The 16,042-nt window shown below is 72.9% G+C and carries 18 protein-coding genes; 8 read left to right on the top strand and 10 right to left on the bottom strand.

Features of this window, described 5'->3' with window-relative positions:
• Window positions 1-69: 69 nt before the first annotated feature.
• Window positions 70-750 carry a response regulator transcription factor gene (locus ACEPPI_RS04985; protein WP_007265514.1) on the bottom strand — a complete coding sequence of 227 codons (681 nt, stop codon included), beginning with the start codon at window positions 748-750 and terminating at the stop codon, window positions 70-72.
• Window positions 747-1,985 (bottom strand): sensor histidine kinase, encoded by a 1,239-nt coding sequence (locus tag ACEPPI_RS04980; protein WP_373913996.1) that lies wholly within the window; start codon window positions 1,983-1,985, stop codon window positions 747-749. Before ACEPPI_RS04980 ends, ACEPPI_RS04985 begins: the two co-directional genes overlap by 4 nt.
• A gap of 209 nt (window positions 1,986-2,194) precedes the next feature.
• Between ACEPPI_RS04980 and phoU the strand changes: the two genes are divergently transcribed.
• Entirely contained in the window at window positions 2,195-2,872 is a 678-nt protein-coding gene (gene phoU, locus ACEPPI_RS04975; RefSeq protein WP_030232376.1) for a phosphate signaling complex protein PhoU, read from the top strand.
• Between the two features lie 109 nt (window positions 2,873-2,981).
• Window positions 2,982-3,134, top strand: coding sequence for a hypothetical protein (locus ACEPPI_RS04970; RefSeq protein ID WP_167456794.1), 153 nt, complete (start codon window positions 2,982-2,984; stop codon window positions 3,132-3,134).
• Between the two features lie 79 nt (window positions 3,135-3,213).
• Here the strand turns inward: ACEPPI_RS04970 and ACEPPI_RS04965 are convergent, their stop codons facing one another.
• The gene (locus tag ACEPPI_RS04965; RefSeq protein ID WP_373913995.1) at window positions 3,214-3,672 is read right to left on the bottom strand and encodes a hypothetical protein; all 459 of its coding nucleotides are present in this window, start codon (window positions 3,670-3,672) and stop codon (window positions 3,214-3,216) included.
• A gap of 354 nt (window positions 3,673-4,026) precedes the next feature.
• Between ACEPPI_RS04965 and ACEPPI_RS04960 the strand changes: the two genes are divergently transcribed.
• Entirely contained in the window at window positions 4,027-4,320 is a 294-nt protein-coding gene (locus ACEPPI_RS04960) for a hypothetical protein (RefSeq protein WP_373913994.1), read from the top strand.
• 108 nt (window positions 4,321-4,428) lie between these two features.
• Here ACEPPI_RS04960 and ACEPPI_RS04955 read toward each other — a convergent pair whose 3' ends face one another.
• A complete protein-coding gene (locus tag ACEPPI_RS04955; protein WP_373913993.1) occupies window positions 4,429-5,190 on the bottom strand; it encodes a phosphoglyceromutase in 762 nt (253 codons plus the stop codon).
• 163 nt (window positions 5,191-5,353) lie between these two features.
• Between ACEPPI_RS04955 and ACEPPI_RS04950 the strand changes: the two genes are divergently transcribed.
• Window positions 5,354-6,730, top strand: coding sequence for an MDR family MFS transporter (locus ACEPPI_RS04950; RefSeq protein ID WP_373913992.1), 1,377 nt, complete (start codon window positions 5,354-5,356; stop codon window positions 6,728-6,730).
• A gap of 77 nt (window positions 6,731-6,807) precedes the next feature.
• Here the strand turns inward: ACEPPI_RS04950 and ACEPPI_RS04945 are convergent, their stop codons facing one another.
• Complete coding sequence (locus ACEPPI_RS04945) at window positions 6,808-7,296, bottom strand: YbjN domain-containing protein (RefSeq protein ID WP_373913991.1); 489 nt, start codon at window positions 7,294-7,296, stop codon at window positions 6,808-6,810.
• Window positions 7,289-8,671 carry a D-inositol-3-phosphate glycosyltransferase gene (mshA, locus tag ACEPPI_RS04940; RefSeq protein WP_373913990.1) on the bottom strand — a complete coding sequence of 461 codons (1,383 nt, stop codon included), beginning with the start codon at window positions 8,669-8,671 and terminating at the stop codon, window positions 7,289-7,291. The genes ACEPPI_RS04945 and mshA overlap by 8 nt, the downstream gene beginning before the upstream one ends.
• Window positions 8,672-8,874: 203 nt before the next feature.
• Here mshA and ACEPPI_RS04935 point away from each other — a divergent pair, with 203 nt between their 5' ends.
• The 3 genes from ACEPPI_RS04935 (at window position 8,875) to ACEPPI_RS04925 (ending at window position 12,967) form a co-directional block, all read left to right on the top strand.
• Window positions 8,875-9,687 (top strand): class I SAM-dependent methyltransferase, encoded by an 813-nt coding sequence (locus ACEPPI_RS04935; RefSeq protein WP_373913989.1) that lies wholly within the window; start codon window positions 8,875-8,877, stop codon window positions 9,685-9,687.
• 212 nt (window positions 9,688-9,899) lie between these two features.
• Window positions 9,900-10,997 (top strand): NlpC/P60 family protein, encoded by a 1,098-nt coding sequence (locus tag ACEPPI_RS04930; RefSeq protein WP_373913988.1) that lies wholly within the window; start codon window positions 9,900-9,902, stop codon window positions 10,995-10,997.
• 596 nt (window positions 10,998-11,593) lie between these two features.
• Window positions 11,594-12,967 carry a PP2C family protein-serine/threonine phosphatase gene (locus ACEPPI_RS04925; protein WP_373913987.1) on the top strand — a complete coding sequence of 458 codons (1,374 nt, stop codon included), beginning with the start codon at window positions 11,594-11,596 and terminating at the stop codon, window positions 12,965-12,967.
• A gap of 28 nt (window positions 12,968-12,995) precedes the next feature.
• Here ACEPPI_RS04925 and ACEPPI_RS04920 read toward each other — a convergent pair whose 3' ends face one another.
• From ACEPPI_RS04920 to ACEPPI_RS04905, 4 genes are all read right to left on the bottom strand, one after another.
• Complete coding sequence (locus tag ACEPPI_RS04920) at window positions 12,996-13,334, bottom strand: DUF2516 family protein (protein ID WP_373913986.1); 339 nt, start codon at window positions 13,332-13,334, stop codon at window positions 12,996-12,998.
• A 115-nt stretch (window positions 13,335-13,449) separates the two neighbouring features.
• On the bottom strand, window positions 13,450-14,049 hold the full coding sequence (locus ACEPPI_RS04915) for a hypothetical protein (protein ID WP_373913985.1): 600 nt from the start codon (window positions 14,047-14,049) through the stop codon (window positions 13,450-13,452).
• A 23-nt stretch (window positions 14,050-14,072) separates the two neighbouring features.
• The gene (locus ACEPPI_RS04910) at window positions 14,073-14,537 is read right to left on the bottom strand and encodes a helix-turn-helix domain-containing protein (protein WP_373913984.1); all 465 of its coding nucleotides are present in this window, start codon (window positions 14,535-14,537) and stop codon (window positions 14,073-14,075) included.
• A gap of 180 nt (window positions 14,538-14,717) precedes the next feature.
• Complete coding sequence (locus tag ACEPPI_RS04905; RefSeq protein ID WP_356212947.1) at window positions 14,718-15,077, bottom strand: helix-turn-helix domain-containing protein; 360 nt, start codon at window positions 15,075-15,077, stop codon at window positions 14,718-14,720.
• Here ACEPPI_RS04905 and ACEPPI_RS04900 point away from each other — a divergent pair.
• Entirely contained in the window at window positions 15,076-16,002 is a 927-nt protein-coding gene (locus ACEPPI_RS04900) for an NAD(P)-dependent oxidoreductase (protein ID WP_373914051.1), read from the top strand. The two genes, ACEPPI_RS04905 and ACEPPI_RS04900, sit on opposite strands and share 2 nt — an antisense overlap.
• The last annotated feature ends 40 nt before the right edge of the window (window positions 16,003-16,042 follow it).

Genomic DNA, 16,042 nt, shown 5'->3' with positions numbered 1-16,042 from the left:
GAGACACGAAGGGAGGGCCCCGGCCGCTGATGCGGCCGGGGCCCTCCCTTCGTTCGTGCGCCCGCCGGCCTACGGCTCGAACTTGTAGCCGAGGCCGCGGACGGTCACCAGGTAGCGCGGGGCACCCGGGTCGGGTTCGATCTTGGCCCGGAGGCGCTTGACGTGGACGTCCAGGGTCTTGGTGTCGCCGACGTAGTCCGCGCCCCAGACCCGGTCGATCAGCTGCATGCGGGTGAGCACGCGTCCGGCGTTGCGCAGGAGCATCTCCAGCAGGTCGAACTCCTTCAGCGGGAGGTCCACCTTGGCGCCGGCGACGGTGACCACGTGCCGGTCCACGTCCATCCGTACCGGCCCCGCCTCCAGGGCCGCCGGGGTGACCTCCTCCGGCTCGCCGCGGCGGCGCAGCACCGCGCGGATGCGGGCGACGAGCTCGCGGGAGGAGAAGGGCTTCGTGACGTAGTCGTCGGCTCCTATCTCCAGCCCGACGACCTTGTCGATCTCGCTGTCCTTGGCCGTCACCATGATCACGGGGACGTTGGAGCGGCCGCGCAGCTGCCGGCAGACTTCGGTGCCCGGCAGACCGGGCAGCATCAGGTCGAGGAGGACGAGGTCGGCGCCGTTGCGCTCGAACTCGTCGAGCCCGTCGGGCCCCGTCGCGGCGATCGCGACCTCGAAGCCTTCCTTGCGGAGCATGTAGGACAGGGCGTCGCTGAAGGATTCCTCATCCTCGACGACGAGCACTCGGGTCACGGAAGGACCTCCGGGGCAGGGATGGGTGTTTCGGGTTCGGGCTGGGGTCGGGCGGGTGCGGGGGCGTCCGTCGGGATCTGCACGGCCGCCTCGGGCAGGCGCAGGGTGAACGTGGAGCCCTGGCCCTCGGAGCTCCACACCGACACCTCCCCGCCGTGCGAGGCCGCCACGTGCTTCACGATCGCGAGGCCCAGTCCGGTTCCTCCCGTGGCGCGGGAGCGGGCCGGGTCCACGCGGTAGAAGCGCTCGAAGACGCGCTCGCGGTCCTTCTCCGGGATGCCGATGCCCTGGTCGGTCACGGCTATCTCGATCAAGTCTCCACCCGGCGCCGTCAGCCGGCGCGCAGCGATGCCGACGCGGGTGCGGGCGGGGCTGTAGTTGACGGCGTTCTCGACCAGGTTGCCGAGGGCGGCGGCCAGCTGCCCCCGGTGACCCCATACCCGCAGGTCGGCGGCGCCGCCGGCGGCCATGGTGATCTGCTTGGACGTCGCCGTGTGGCGGCAGCGGTCGATGGCCTCGGCCACCAGGGTGTCCACCCGCACGGGCTCGGCGTCCTCCAGTGCCTCGTCGTTCTGCACCCGGGAGAGGTCGATCAGCTCCTGCACGAGGTTGATCAGGCGGGTGGACTCGATCTGCATGCGGCCCGCGAAGCGGCTGACCGCCTCGGGGTCGTCGGCGGCGTCCATGACCGCCTCCGAGAGCAGCGAGATCGCCCCGACCGGGGTCTTCAGCTCGTGCGACACGTTCGCGACGAAGTCACGGCGGACCGCCTCGATGCGGCGGGCCTCGGTGAGGTCCTCGACGAGCAGGAGCACCAGGCGGGAGCCCAGCGGCGCCACCCGGGCGGAGACCGCGAGGGCCTCCCCGCGGCCGGTGCCGCGCCGGGGCAGGTCGAGCTCGATCTGGCGTATCTCCCCGTCCCGGCGAGTGTCGCGGGCCATGTGGAGCATGGGCTCCACGGCCAGCTTGCCGCCGCGGACCAGGCCCAGGGCGTACGCCGCCGAGCTGGCCTTCACCACCGCGTCGCCCTCGTCGAGGACGACGGCGGAGGAGCGGAGCACGGAGAGGACGGTGTCCACACCGGGCGGGAGCACCGCGTTGATGTCGGGGCGCATGGAGCTCCGGGTGGGGCGGGCCTGGTCACGCTCGCTCCAGCGGAACGCCAGCATCGCGATCACACCGGTGCACAGACCGGCGATCGCTGCAGCTGCGGCGACCGCCGCGTTCACGTCCATGGATCCAGGTTAAGCAGGCAGAACGACACTTCCACAGCCGTTCGGGTGGCAGCTCGAACACTCGTCGCCCAGAGTTCACCCTGGCGACGGGGTTGATTCACTTGGGATGCCGGAGTCGGACGCGTTGGCACCCGAACGTGTAGAACGTGGGGCCAGGAGCCACGCAGCAGACGAGCAGGCAGTAAGAGCGGCAGGAGAGGGACACCACCATGCGCGACGCGTACCACGAGGAACTGGACTCGATCGGAGAAAGCCTGGTCGAGATGGCCCGGCTCGTCGGTTCCGCGATCGGGCGGGCGACGACCGCGATGCTGGACGCGGACCTGAAGCTGGCCGAGAGCGTCATCGCCGCCGACCAGAAGGTCGACGACCTGCAGCACGACCTCGAAGCCCGCGCCATCGCGCTGCTGGCCCGCCAGCAGCCCGTCGCGACCGACCTGCGCATCGTGGTGACCTCGCTGCGCATGAGCGCCGACCTGGAGCGCTCGGGCGACCTTGCGCAGCACGTGGCGAAGCTGGCGCGCCTGCGCTTCCCGGACCGGGCCGTCCCGCGCGACCTGCACGCGACCATCCTGGAGATGGGGCAGCTGGCGCAGCGGCTGATGGCGAAGGCGGCCGAGGTCATCATCACGAAGGACGTCGACCTCGCGCTTCAGCTGGAGCAGGACGACGACGAGATGGACCAGCTGCACCGCACCCTCTTCCAGCACCTGATGGACGACCGCTGGAAGCACGGCATCGAGACGGCCGTCGACGTGACCCTGCTGGGCCGCTACTACGAGCGCTTCGCCGACCACGCGGTGTCGGTGGCGAAGCGCGTGGTCTACCTGGTGACGGGTGAGCACGCGGACGAGCTCCAGCAGCCGACGCAGGTCGACGGGGTCTGATCCCCGTCCGCTCCCGAGCCCCAATGCGCCGTTGACGCGCCGGTGTGGCTGGGCATGAATGAGGCGAAGGGCGCTACCACATCCCGTACGCCGCCTGCGAGGAGGAACCATGCCCGATTCCCCCGTTCCCATCACCCCGGAGCAGGAGCAGCCGCCCCGTCCGCCGGAGCCCCTGCGCCTCCCGCTGCTCGCGGCCTGCGGCTGCGGGTCGGGCTGCGGCTGCGGCTGCCAGTCCGGCGCCCCCTGCCAGTGCGGTGGCTGACACCACCCCCGCGAGCACGCCCGGAGGGCCCCGCCGGACCGCGTCCGGTCCGACGGGGCCCTCCGCCGTGCCGTAGCGGTCAGTCGCCGGTGTTGGTGGCCCAGACGGGCTGGTTGGCGCTGTTGTAGACGACGGCGTTGCCGTCGTCCTGGACGGCCAGGTACTGGCCCTTGTGCCAGGTGCCGGCGGCCCAGACGGGGCTGCCGTTGCTGTCGTAGACGACGAAGTTGCCGTCTTCCTGGAAGACGGCGCTGTTGGCCTTCGGCCAGACGTTGGGCGCCTGCCAGGCGGCCTTGCCGTCCTTGTAGAGGACGAAGTTGCCGTCGCTCTGGACGCGCAGGACGGTCCGGCCGTTGCCGGAGGTCCACGCCTGGTTCTTGTGGAGGGTGGCGCCGCCGTAGAAGTGGGCGTCGCTGCGGGCGGTGGAGGCGGCGGCCCGCTGCGCGGACGAGGCGTCGGCGGCCGGGCCGGAGGCGAGTACGGGCAGCAGGGCGAGGGCGAGCGCGGGGAGACCGCGCCTCACGAGGTGCTTGATCATGAACCGGAGTTCTAGCCGGGCGGCGCCGGGGCCCGACAGCGCAGAAACGACACACTCACCCGTCCGGCCCACCACCTTCAGCGCCGAAACGCCACTTCACGCACGCCCCGCACCCTACTTCCCCATCTCAAACCAACGAAAAAGCCCCACTCCGGCGCAAAACCGCCGCCCACTTCCTCCGGCCTGCGGAAAAGCCCCCCACCCACGGAGAAACGGCTGATGAGGGGGGCTTAGGACCGGCGCGACAGCCGCCGGCCGAAGGGGGCGGGGCCGGACGGGGGATCGGGCGGGGCTGAACGGGGGGACCGGTGGGGTGGGGCGGTATCCGGGGGACGGGCGGGGCGTTCCCCGCGTATGAAGCTGAATCGAACCTCGCTCGTCGGCGCTCTCGCCGGCGCCGTCCTGCTCCTCGGCGGTGCGCCCGCCCAGGCCGCCGACAACCCGCTGCTCTCGCTCCTCGACAACCTCAACGTCTCCGGCATCTCGGAGGTCGTGCACGTGCCGGTCGAGCGCGTCCTGAACCCCAACGTCGTCCTGTCCAACGGCAACGTGGCCGCGCTCCAGGACACGGCGGAGTCCCTCCTGGCCAAGCCCGCCGCACCGGCCGTCGCCCCCGCCGCCAAGCCCGCCGTGCCGGCCGCCCCCTGACCCCTCCTCCACGCGAGACCCGCCGCGCTGGGGCCCAGAGTGGACCCGGGGCATGAGAATGCCTCCCACCCGCGTCGTATACGCAGGTGGGAGGCATGATCAGAAAACTTACTTCTTCTTGCCCTGGTTCTTGACGGCCTCGATGGCGGCGGCCGCGGCGGCCGGGTCGAGGTAGGTGCCGCCCGGGTTGAGGGGCTTGAAGTCGGCGTCCAGTTCGTAGGCGAGCGGGATGCCGGTGGGGATGTTGAGACCCGCGATGTCGGCGTCGGAGATGCCGTCCAGGTGCTTGACCAGGGCGCGGAGGCTGTTGCCGTGCGCGGCCACCAGGACGGTGCGGCCCGCGAGGAGGTCCGGGACGATCGCGTCGTACCAGTACGGGAGCATGCGGACGACGACGTCCTTGAGGCACTCCGTCTTCGGGCGCAGCTCCGGCGGGATGCTCGCGTAGCGCGGGTCCTCGGACTGGGAGAACTCCGTGCCGTCCGCGAGGGCCGGCGGCGGGGTGTCGTAGGAGCGGCGCCACAGCATGAACTGCTCCTCGCCGAACTCGGCGAGGGTCTGGGCCTTGTCCTTGCCCTGGAGGGCGCCGTAGTGGCGCTCGTTCAGGCGCCAGGAGCGGTGGACCGGGATCCAGTGGCGGTCGGCGGCCTCCAGCGCGAGCTGGGAGGTGCGGATCGCGCGCTTCTGGAGGGACGTGTGGACCACGTCGGGGAGGAGGTCGGCGTCCTTCAGGAGCTCGCCACCGCGGACCGCCTCCTTCTCGCCCTTCTCGTTGAGATTGACGTCCACCCAGCCGGTGAACAGGTTCTTCGCGTTCCACTCGCTCTCGCCGTGGCGGAGGAGGATCAGCTTGTACGGTGCGTCGGCCATGCGTACGAGCCTAATGGACGGGCCGTCGCGCCCGCGCCCGGCACCGGAGGGCCGCGGAGGGCCCCCGATTGACGGGCGGCGTCAATCCAGTGGCGGCCGTGAGGGGCGTCCTCGTAATGTGCCGAGAGCCGAAGCGGCGCTTACATCACCGGGGGGATTCCTTATGTCCGTTGGCAGGTTGAGACAGGCCGCGCGGGAGAGCGTGGCGGGTCTGCCGAGTGCCTTCTGGTGGCTGTGGGCGAGCACGCTGGTGAACCGGCTCGGGGCCTTCGTCGCCACTTTCATGACCTTGTACCTGACGTTGGACCGGGGCTACTCGGCCTCCTTCGCGGGACTCGTCGTGGCCTTGCACGGGCTGGGCGGGGTGGTCTCCTCCCTGGTGGCCGGGGTGATGACCGACCGGCTGGGGCGGCGGCCGACGATGCTGGCGGCGAACGTGTCGACGGCGTTCTCGGTGGCCCTGCTGGGGTTCATGGAGCATCCGGCGGCCATCGCGGCGGTGGCCCTGCTGGTCGGGATGACCTCGAACGCCTCGCGCCCGGCGGTGTCCGCGATGATGGCGGACATCGTCCGGCCGGAGGACCGCGTACGGGCCTTCGCGCTGAACTACTGGGCCATCAACCTCGGCTTCGCGATCAGTTCGGCCGTGGCGGGGCTGGTGGCGGAGTACAGCTACCTGGCCGGTTTCCTGGGCGAGGCGGCGCTGACGCTGCTGTGCGCGGTGCTGGTGTTCGCGAAGCTGCCGGAGTCGCGGCCGGTGCGGGACGCGGCGCAGGAGGAAGCGGCCGGGCCGGAGATCGGGCTGGGGGACGTACTGCGGGACGGGCGGTTCATGGGGGTCGTCGGGCTGTCGTTCCTGATCTCGCTGATCTTCACTCAGGGTTCGGTGGGGCTGCCGGTGGCGATGGGCGCGGCGGGGTTCTCGCCCGGTGACTACGGGCTGGTCGTCGCGGTGAACGGGGTGCTGATCGTGGCGCTCCAGATCCCGGTGACGCGGTTCATCGAGCACCGGGACCCGCAGAAGCTGCTGGTGATCTCGGCGCTGCTGGCGGGGTACGGGTTCGCGATGACGGCCTTCGCGGGGCCGCTGTGGGCGTACGCGCTGACGGTGACGGTGTGGACGCTGGCGGAGATCGTGAACTCGCCGACGCAGATGGGGCTGGTGGCACGGCTGTCGCCGGTGCACGGGCGCGGGCGCTACCAGGGGATGTACACGATGTCGTGGGCGGTGGCCGCGCTGGTGGCGCCGCTGATGGCCGGGTTCGTGATCGACCGCCTGGGCCCGGCGTGGCTGTGGGGGGCCACGGGGGTCCTGGGGACGGTGGCGGCGCTGGGTTACTGGCTGCTGATGCGGAGCCTCCCCGAGGGTGCACCGGGGGCGCCGGGGGCACGGGTTGCACCGGTGGCGGGCGGCAAGGCCGGGTCGGGCGGCACGGGTGGCGCGGGTACGGGTGGCGCGGGCGGCTCGGCCGGCACGGGTGGCTCGGCCGACGCGGTCCCTGCCGGGGCGCGGCCGGTGGCCGCCACCGCGGAGGCGTGACGCCGGGTCGGGCCGCGCCCGGCGCCTCGGGCCGAGGGGCGCGTCAGGCCGAGGGGCGCGTCAGGCCGAGGGGCGCGTCAGGCCGAGGGGCGCGTCAGGTGGGTGAAGGCGTCCAGGTTGCGGGTGGACTCGCCGCGCGAGACGCGCCACTCGTACTCGCGCCGGATCGCGCTCGCGAAGCCGAGCTCCAGCAGCGTGTTGAAGGCGCCGTCCGCCGCCTCCAGGACGGTCCCGAGGAGGCGGTCCAGGTCCTCCGGGGTGACGACGGACAGCGGGAGCCGGGCCGTGAGGTAGACGTCGCCGAGGGGGTCGACGGCGTAGGCCATGCCGTACAGCTTGAGGTTGCGCTCCAGCAGCCAGCGGTGGACGCCCGCCTCGTTCTCGTCGGGGTGGCGGATGACGAAGGCGTTCACCGAGAGGGAGTGGCGGCCGATCCGGAGCGAGCAGGTGGTGCTCAGCTTGCGGGTGCCGGGGAGCCGGACGACGTAGCTGCCCGGCTCGGGGCTCTCCCAGCCCAGCTCGGCGTCGGCCAGCGTGGACTCGATGATCGCGGCGGTGTCAGCCATGGTGGGAGCGTACGCGACGGCGGTGGTCGTGCATGGCCGCGGTGTACACGTCCGCCGTGCCGCTGGCGGCGGTGTCCCAGCCGAAGAACTGCGCGTGCCGGGCGGCCTCGGCGCCCATCCGGTCCGTGAGACCGGGTTCGTCCACGAACCGGCGCAGTTCGCGCGCGTAGTCGACGGGGTCGTGGCCGGGTACGAGGATGCCCGTCACCCCGTCGTTGACGGCGACGGGGAGCCCGCCGACCGAGGCCGCGAGGACGGGGGTGCCGGTGGCCTGGGCTTCGATGGCGACGAGCCCGAAGGACTCGCTGTACGAGGGCATGACCAGGACGGAGGCGGCCCGGAACCAGTCGGCGAGCTGGTCCTGGCGCACGGGCGGGTGGAAGTGCACGAGGTCGGCGATGCCGAGCTTCGCGGCGAGCTTCTGGAGCCCCTCCGGCTTGTCGAGGCCGCTGCCGCTGGGGCCGCCGACGACGGGGACGAAGAGGCGGGTGCGCAGCGAGGGGTCGCGGTCGACGAGCTCGGCGACGGCGCGGAGCAGGATGTCGGGGGCCTTGAGGGGCTGGATGCGGCCGGCGAAGAGCGGGATCACGGCGTCCTGCGGCAGCCCGAGGCGGGCGCGGGCGGCGGCGCGGCCGTCGCCGGTGGTGAAGCGGTCGAGGTTGACGCCGGGGTGCACGACGGCGACCTTGCCCGGGTCGGCCTCGTAGTGGCGGACGAGTTCGTCGGCCTCCTCGGCGGTGTTCGCGATGAGCCGGTCGGCGGCGGCCACGATCTGGGTCTCGCCGATGACGCGGGCGGCCGGTTCGGGGGCGTCACCCGCGGCGAGGGCGGCGTTCTTGACCTTGGCCATGGTGTGCATGGCGTGGACGAGCGGGACGCCCCAGCGTTCGGCGGCGAGCCAGCCGACGTGGCCGGAGAGCCAGTAGTGGGAGTGCACCAGGTCGTAGTAGCCGGGTCGGTGACCGGCCCAGGCCTGCATGACGCCGTGGGTGAAGGCGCACAGCTGGGCCGGGAGCTCCTCCTTGGCGAGGCCCTCGTACGGGCCCGCGTCCACGTGCCGGACGAGGACGCCGGGGGCGAGCTCGACGACGGGCGGCAGGCCGCCGGTCGTCGCGCGGGTGAAGACCTCGACCTCGATGTTGATCGCGGCGAGGCGCTTGGCGAGCTCGACGATGTACACGTTCATGCCGCCGGCGTCGCCGGTGCCGGGCTGGTGCAGCGGTGAGGTGTGCACGCTGAGCATGGCCACGCGGCGCGGCTTGCGGTGGTGGCCGACTGCCGGGAGGCGCAGGCGGGGCGGGTCGTGGCGGGTGCCGCGTGCGGCGGCGATGCGGCCGCTGATGCTGCCGCCGAGACGGGACACGTACTGGCTCAAGGGAGCAGTTCCTCTCGCTCGGATCGCTCGGACGACGGGCTGGGCGGGCAGCGCATGCGGGGCGGCATGACTTCGGGAGCGCGGTCGGCGCCCTGCAAGGAGTGCAACCCGGATGGCGGTCCCCCGCATTCCGGGAGGCCCGGACTTCCTCCTCGGTTTGCCGGTTCTTTATCTTGCCGGGCCGCTCGGCATACGCTCGGCGCATGGTCTCCCGCAGCACTCAGCCGCCCCCGAAGCGCCCCGTCGGCACCGTGACGCGCGGGACCACGAACCCGAACCGGCTGCGGCGCATGGACCGCTGGATCGCGGCCTCGCACGGGGCGGCGCTGCGCCGCGCCGACGCTCCGGTGGCGGTGGACCTCGGGTACGGGGCCGCGCCCTGGACCGCGGTGGAGCTGCTGGCGCGGCTGCGGGAGGCGGCGCCGCGGGTGCGGGTGGTCGGCATCGAGATCGAGCCGGCGCGGGTGACGGGGGCGAAGCCGTACGAGCGGGAGGGGCTGAGCTTCCGGCACGGCGGCTTCGAGGTGCCGCTGGAGGGCGGGGAGCGCCCGGCCCTGATCCGCGCGGCGAACGTACTGCGCCAGTACGACGAGGAGCAGGTCGCGGAGGTCTGGCAGCGGCTCCGCGCACGGCTGGCCCCGGGCGGGCTGCTGGTGGAGGGGACCTGCGACGAGATCGGGCGGCGGCACGTGTGGGTCGCGCTGGGGCCCGAGGGGCCGCGCACGGTGACGTTCGCGACCCGGCTGGGCTCCCTTGAGCGCCCCTCGGACCTGGCGGAGCGGCTGCCGAAGGCGCTGATCCACCGGAACGTGCCGGGTGAGCCGGTGCACGCCTTCCTGCGGGACTTCGACCGGGCGTGGGCGGCGGCGGCCCCGTACGCCTCGTACGGGGCGCGGCAGCGGTGGATCCGTACGGCGCGGGCGCTGTCGGCGGACTGGCCGCTCGCGGACGGTCCGGGGCGGTGGCGGCAGGGGGAACTGACCGTTCGCTGGGAGGCGTTGCGCCCGGCGGGGTGAATGTCGGTGCGCGGGGAACCGGTTGCGGGAACCGTCCGTTGAGTCGGCGGGGGTGGCTGAGACTTGGACGGCCATGATCGGAACGGCATCCGGAAGGGTGTTGGAATTCACCGAGTCGTGGCACCATCCCGGTGACAGTGCCAAGTTACTGATGAATAGTCAGATCTGATGTCGGGTGATGTCGGTTCTGGCTCGGGGCGGCTGGGGGAGTCATGGGGACCGCGAAGCGAGCTTCGTCGCGCGTGCAGGGAGTGTCCGCTCTCGCGCTGCTGTGCGCGATGGCGATACTGACGGCCCCGGGGCTGGCGGCGGGCAGCGCCCACGCCGCTCCCGCGGTTCCCGCGGCGCCGGCGGCTCCCGCTCCCGAGCCGGAGGGCAAGTCGCTGGAGCAGGTCCGCAAGGAGATCGAGGACCTCTACCGGCAGGCCGGGACCGCCACCGACGCGTACAACCTCGCGGTGGGCGAGACGAAGGCGCAGTCCGAGCGGATCGTCGAGATCGCCAAGCTGGTGGTGGCGGGCCAGGACCGGATCACCGGCCTGAAGGACCGCGCGGGCTCCGCCGCCCGCGCCCAGTACCGCTCGGGCGGGCTGCCGCCGGGCGCGGCGCTGGCACTGAGCGACAGCCCGTCGGCGTACCTGGACGGCGCGGGCCGGCTGCGGCAGGGCGAGAAGGCGACGACGGACCTGCTGTCCGAACTGAACCGCACCCAGACCGACTTGGAGCGGTACGCGAAGGACGCGGGCGCGCTCTGGCAGAAGATGGAGGAGAACCGGGTCAAGCAGGAAGCCGCCAAGAAGGAGATCGAGGACAAGATCAAGGCGGCGGAGGCCCTGGAGAGCCGACTGGCGGCCGAGGAGAAGGCCCGGCTGATCCAGCTGGAGCAGGAGGCGCAGTACAAGGCGCAGACGGCGTGGCTGTCGTCGGGCGCGATGAAGGACGTCAAGGGCGCGGCGACGGACGCCGGGAAGCGGGCCGTGCAGTTCGCCACGGCGCAGATGGGCAAGCCGTACGAGTGGGGCGCGGCGGGACCGGGCTCCTTCGACTGCTCCGGGCTGACCTCGCAGGCCTGGCTGGCGGCCGGGCGGCCCATCCCGCGGACCTCGCAGGAGCAGTTGCGGCTGTTGCCGAAGGTGGCGCTGAAGGACATGCGGCCCGGCGATCTGATTATCTACTTCGACGACGCGAGCCACGTCGGCATGTACGTCGGTGACGGCGCGATGGTCCACGCCCCGCGCCCCGGGCGCAACATCACGATGGCGGGCGCGGGCTCAATGCCGATCAAGGCCGTGGTCCGCCCCGACGCGTAAGCCCTGGCCGGGCGGTTACGGGTCCAGCGGGCGCACCCCCGGCCGGGCCGCGGCCCCGGTCGGGGGCGGCCCCGACCCCCCGAGGCGGTCAGCGCCGCCGGGCCGGCCGTGGGCCCGCCTGCCCGGCCGGACCCGGAGGGCCCCCAGGTCTACCAGCGGCACCGGCCGCTGCGTCTCCCCGAGCCGCCTCACCAGCCGGACCGCAGCCACCACGCCCGGCCCGGGCCGGCGGCCCCGACCCCCTGGCGGTCAGTGCCGCGAGGCCAACCCGGGCCTGTCGGCACCACCGGGGCGCCCGGCCCCCCGTCCAGCGCGGCCGGGGACGTCCGGGTGTTCCGGTCCGCCCGTGCCGCGGGCCGGCCCCGGACGGGCTCGTTCCAGGGGTCGGGGTTCGGAGACCGGCGGGGCGCCGGCGATCGCGGGGGCCGGTTCCGGGAACGGTGGTGGGGGTCTCGGTGGGCGGACGGGGGGTGGTGACGTTGGTCATCCCGGGAACCCGGTCATCCCCCGCGATAAGGGCATATGACGGAGGCCCTCCCCCACCCCCGCCCCGATCGCCATTCCGCTGGCCGCCACCCGCCCGCTAGGGTCTGCGCATGAGCGCACCCTCGGGGGGAGGGAAGGAACCGGAAACGATGGCCGTACCCGTACCGCGGCAAAGGGAGATCCCGGTCGCGGAGAGCGGTGCGGCGGCCGCGCCGCCGGTCACCGCCACCGCACCCCCGGCGTCACTCACCCTGCTGGTGATCGAAGACGACCCGGCGGGCGGACTCACCGTCCCCGAGATCCTCGACGCCGACGGCCACCGCATCCGGCTGCGCAGCGCCCGCAACCTCACCGAGGCCGCACGGCTGCTGACGCCCGACGTGCACTGCGTCCTGCTGGACCTGGGACTCGCCCCGTCCGGCACCGGCACCGGCACCGGCTCCGGCCCCGGCTCCGGCACGGGTTCAGGCAGCGGTTCCACCTCCGGCTCCGCCGCCGACGCCGAAGACGACGGCCTCACCGTCCTGCGCCAGGTCCTGCGCCTCGCCCCGCGGCACGCGGTCCTCGTCCTGACGTCCGAGGCGGACGCCGACCGCGCCGCCGAGGCGGTCCGCGTCGGCGCCCAGGACCACCTCTTCCGCGACGAGCTCGACGGCCGGCTCCTGAGCCGGGCCATCCGCTACGCCGTGGAGAGAAAGCGGGCGGACATCGCCCAGTACAAGCTCGCAGAATCGAAACTGCGCGCCCAGGAGAACGCCCGTCTCGAACGCGGCCTGCTCCCCACTCCCCTGCTGGAGGGCTCCGACCTCCGCTTCGCCGCCCGCTACCGGCCCGGCCGCAGCCGGGCCCTGCTCGGCGGGGACTTCTACGACGCCGTCCGCACCCCCGACGGCACCGTCCACGCGATGATCGGTGACGTCTGCGGCCACGGCCCCGACGAGGCCGCCCTCGGCGTCGAGCTGCGCATCGCCTGGCGCGCGCTGACCCTGGCCGGACTGTGCGGCGACGACCTGCTGGCCACCCTGCAGGAGGTCCTGGAGGTGGAGCGGCCCTGCGAGGAGATCTTCGCGACGCTGTGCACCGTGGACATCTCCCCCGACGGCCGCCGCGCGGGCCTGTGCCTGGCCGGCCATCCGGCCCCGCTCATATCGAGGCCGGGCCGCCGCGCCGAACTCCTCCCCTACGAGAACAGCGGCCCGGCGCTGGGGCTGCTGCCCCGGGCCCGCTGGCCCCGCCGCCAGGTCGACCTGGGCGGCACCTGGAGCCTGATGCTCTACACCGACGGCCTCATCGAGGGCCGCATCGGGGAGGGCCGCGAACGGCTGGGCCAGGACGGAATGGTCGAGATGATCAACCGCCACCTGGAGCGCGGCCTGAGCGGCGAGGGCCTTCTGGAGGCCTCCGTCACCGAGGCCCGCCGCCTCAACGGCGGGGAGCTCACCGACGACGTGGCGGTGGTCCTGCTCTCCCGCGCGGCGGGCTGATCCGCCCGGCCGACGGGGAGCGGACGGCCTAGCGGCCGCCGTTGTACGGGCCGTACGGTCCGTCGCTGCTGCTGCCGCCACGGGGACGGCCGCCACCGGACACCTGCTTGAGGGCGGGGCGCACGTCGACCATGAACACGATGCTCGCCACCAGGCCCGCGATCTGCAGGAACAGCATCCCGAGGAAGAAGTCCACCAGGAGCGTGACGCCCAGGATGACGCACCAGAACGTCTTGGTCTGCTTCTCGGCCGCCCGGTACGCGTCCTCGCGCGCCATCACCGCGAAGACGAAGGCCACCACGGCGAGCGCCAGCATGGCGTAGCCGAGCAACGGCAGCACCCCGTTGTTGAACCCCTGCATCAGCATCGTCCGGACCGCCTTCTCACCTCGGGCACACCTGACTCCACGCTACCGCCGGAGTCCCTTTCCCAAACGACAACGAACCGGGCACCGCTCGGGTGCCCGGTCCGCCGTGCGTCGATCAGCTCTCGTCGCCGGACGCGGCGGCGGCCTTCTTGGCCGTGCCGGACGTGCCGCGGCGCGCGGTGGTCTTCCTCGCGGCGGGCTTCTCCCCGGCCCCGGTGGACGCCCCGTCGGATGCCGCGGCGGCCGGCTCGGCCTCCGTCGTGGCCTGCGGCTCCGACGCCTCGGGCTCCACGGCCCCGGCGATGTCCACGATCTCCTCGGCGACCTCGCCGCGCCAGGACCGTACGGCCTGCTCGCCGTGCTCGGCGACCTTGTCGTAGGTCTCCTTGGCCCGTACGGCGTACTCGGCGGCCACGCCGACGCCGCGCAGCGCGAGGTCCTGGGCGGTCTCGCCCAGCTTCTTCGGATCGATCGCGCCGAGGACCTCGGTGAACTTCGCGGTGACCGCCTCCTGGGCGACCTTGGCCTTCTCCTGCACGGCCTTGGTGTCCGCGTTCTTCACGGCCTCGATGCGCGCGGGGGCCTCGGCGCGCAGCTGCTCGATGAGGCCGGGCACCTTCTTCGCCTGCTGGACGGCGAGGTCGGCGGTACCGGCGGCGAAGTAGAGGGGGGTGGGGTCGGTGAGGGTCTTCTTCAGGTCATCGGCGATGGCCATGTGCTGGTCCTCCCGGATCGCAGTCAGTTCGTAGGGGGCACCGCGGTGGTGTCGGAGTCGGCGCCGGGTCCGGATTCCGCGCCCGGAGCCGGAGCGGAACCCGTGGCGGCGGCGGAGCCGTCGGTCCCGGTCCCGTCCTCCTCCAGGGCGTTCTCCCTGCGGAACGCGTCGTAGATCTGGAGCAGCACCTGCTTCTGCCGCTCGTTGATCGACGGGTCGGAGAGGATGACGGCGCGCGTCTCCACCTCGTCCCGGTCCCGCTCGTCGAGGATCCCGGCCTGCACGTACAGCGTCTCCGCGGAGATCCTCAGCGCCTTGGCCAGCTGCTGGAGGATGTCCGCGCTCGGCTTGCGCAGCCCGCGCTCGATCTGGCTCAGGTACGGATTCGACACCCCGGCGGCGTCGGCGAGCTGCCGCAGCGAGAGCTGGGCCTGCCGCCGCTGCTCGCGGAGGTATTCGCCGAGGTTTCCGACGTTGAGCGATGCCATGCCACGATCCTGCCGCACCCCGCTAACTATTGCAAGCGCATGCTTGCAATAGCTCCCAGTGTCCCGGGCACCCACTTTTTTGTGGGTACTTGGCCGCGCCCGCCGTCCGGGCGAGGCTTGTCACGAGCGGCCGGCCCGGAAACGGAAAGGAGACGGACACGCAACCGGGTCCAGCCGGGCCTAGGAGGCCGAGCGGTCCTCGGGGGCCGCGGTGAGCCGCTCCAGGCGGCGGTGGCCCCAGTCGGAGACCGGGCCCAGCGCCTCGGAGAGTTCGCGGCCGAACCCCGTCAGGGAGTACTCGGTCTTCAGCGGCAGCACGTCGTACACCTCCCGGTGCACCAGGCCGTCCGTCTCCATCTCGCGCAGCGCCCGGGTCAGCACCTTCTCGGTCAGCCCCGGCAGCAGCCGGCGCAGCTCGCCGGGCCGTCGCGGGCCGGATTCCAGCAGCCACAGCAGCGCGGTCTTCCACTTGCCGTCGATCACGGCGATCGCCGCCGTCACCCCGCAGACGTTCGGGTCCAAGGCCCGGCTGCGCGTCATCTTCGCCCCTTTTCCTGTCGGTTCCCGTTGCTCCAGAGGGAGTTCCACCATGCAGTCTGCCGTCACCGTCCTCGGCCTGGGCCCGATGGGCCGGTCCCTGGCCCGCGCCTTCCTGGACGCCGGCCTGTCCGTCACCGTCTGGAACCGGACCCCGGGCCGGGACGACGAGCTCGTCGAACGCGGGGCCGTGGGCGCCGCCTCGGCCGAGGAGGCCGTCGCCGCGAGCGCGCTGAGCGTCATCTGCGTGGTGAACTACGACGCGGCCGACGCCGTCCTGCGGGCCGAACCGGTCGCCCGCGCCCTCAAGGGGCGCACCCTCGTGAACCTCTGCGCCGACACCCCCGACCGGGCCCGGGAGACGGGCGCCTGGGCGGACCGCCACGGCATCCGCTACCTGGACGGCGCGATCATGACCCCGACCACCACCATCGGCACCGCCGCCTCGGTGTACCTCCACAGCGGCCCGCAGGACCTCTACCGGGAACACCGCCCCCTGCTGGAGGCGCTGGGCGGCACCCACACCCACCTCGGCGAGGACATCGGCCGGGCCGCCGCCTACGACATCGCGCTGCTCGACGTCTTCTGGACGGCGATGGCGGGCTACGCGCACGCCGTGGCGCTCGCGCGGGCCGAGGGCATCACCGCACGGGAGCTCGCCCCCTTCGCCCAGGGCATCGGCGCGATCCTGCCACCGCTGTTCGCGGAGACCGCGGCGGACTTCGACGACGGCGGCTTCTCCGGGGACGGCAACCCGCTCACCTCGGGGGTGTCGAGCATGGCCCACATCGTCCACGCCTCGGAGTCGCACGGCATCGACGCGGGCGTGATGCGCGCCGCCGAGGGGATGGCCCGGCGGGCCATCGGGCTGGGCCACGGGACGGACGGGTTCATCCGGGTCGCCGAGGTCCTCGGCCGCCACCGCTGACCGGACCGGCGGGCGCCCCGGGACGCCCGCCGGGACAGCC

Source organism: Streptomyces sp. AB3(2024) (genome assembly GCF_041862025.1).
GTDB lineage: Bacteria > Actinomycetota > Actinomycetes > Streptomycetales > Streptomycetaceae > Streptomyces.
The sequence above is the reverse complement of the archived record's forward strand: the minus strand, read 5'-3'. Positions and strand labels throughout refer to the sequence as shown.

Bases quoted from the DNA above. Each gene is read 5' to 3' on its own strand.
- ACEPPI_RS04960 (WP_373913994.1), top strand. From the start codon at position 4,027: ATGAAGCTGAATCGAACCTCGCTCGTCGGCGCTCTCGCCGGCGCCGTC.
- ACEPPI_RS04925 (WP_373913987.1), top strand. From the start codon at position 11,594: ATGAGCGCACCCTCGGGGGGAGGGAAGGAACCGGAAACGATGGCCGTA.
- ACEPPI_RS04935 (WP_373913989.1), top strand. From the start codon at position 8,875: ATGGTCTCCCGCAGCACTCAGCCGCCCCCGAAGCGCCCCGTCGGCACC.
- ACEPPI_RS04955 (WP_373913993.1), bottom strand. From the start codon at position 5,190: ATGGCCGACGCACCGTACAAGCTGATCCTCCTCCGCCACGGCGAGAGC.
- ACEPPI_RS04965 (WP_373913995.1), bottom strand. From the start codon at position 3,672: ATGATCAAGCACCTCGTGAGGCGCGGTCTCCCCGCGCTCGCCCTCGCC.
- ACEPPI_RS04905 (WP_356212947.1), bottom strand. From the start codon at position 15,077: ATGACGCGCAGCCGGGCCTTGGACCCGAACGTCTGCGGGGTGACGGCG.
- ACEPPI_RS04945 (WP_373913991.1), bottom strand. From the start codon at position 7,296: ATGGCTGACACCGCCGCGATCATCGAGTCCACGCTGGCCGACGCCGAG.
- ACEPPI_RS04950 (WP_373913992.1), top strand. From the start codon at position 5,354: ATGTCCGTTGGCAGGTTGAGACAGGCCGCGCGGGAGAGCGTGGCGGGT.
- ACEPPI_RS04920 (WP_373913986.1), bottom strand. From the start codon at position 13,334: ATGCTGATGCAGGGGTTCAACAACGGGGTGCTGCCGTTGCTCGGCTAC.
- ACEPPI_RS04930 (WP_373913988.1), top strand. From the start codon at position 9,900: ATGGGGACCGCGAAGCGAGCTTCGTCGCGCGTGCAGGGAGTGTCCGCT.
- phoU (WP_030232376.1), top strand. From the start codon at position 2,195: ATGCGCGACGCGTACCACGAGGAACTGGACTCGATCGGAGAAAGCCTG.
- ACEPPI_RS04980 (WP_373913996.1), bottom strand. From the start codon at position 1,985: ATGGACGTGAACGCGGCGGTCGCCGCAGCTGCAGCGATCGCCGGTCTG.
- ACEPPI_RS04910 (WP_373913984.1), bottom strand. From the start codon at position 14,537: ATGGCATCGCTCAACGTCGGAAACCTCGGCGAATACCTCCGCGAGCAG.
- ACEPPI_RS04915 (WP_373913985.1), bottom strand. From the start codon at position 14,049: ATGGCCATCGCCGATGACCTGAAGAAGACCCTCACCGACCCCACCCCC.
- ACEPPI_RS04970 (WP_167456794.1), top strand. From the start codon at position 2,982: ATGCCCGATTCCCCCGTTCCCATCACCCCGGAGCAGGAGCAGCCGCCC.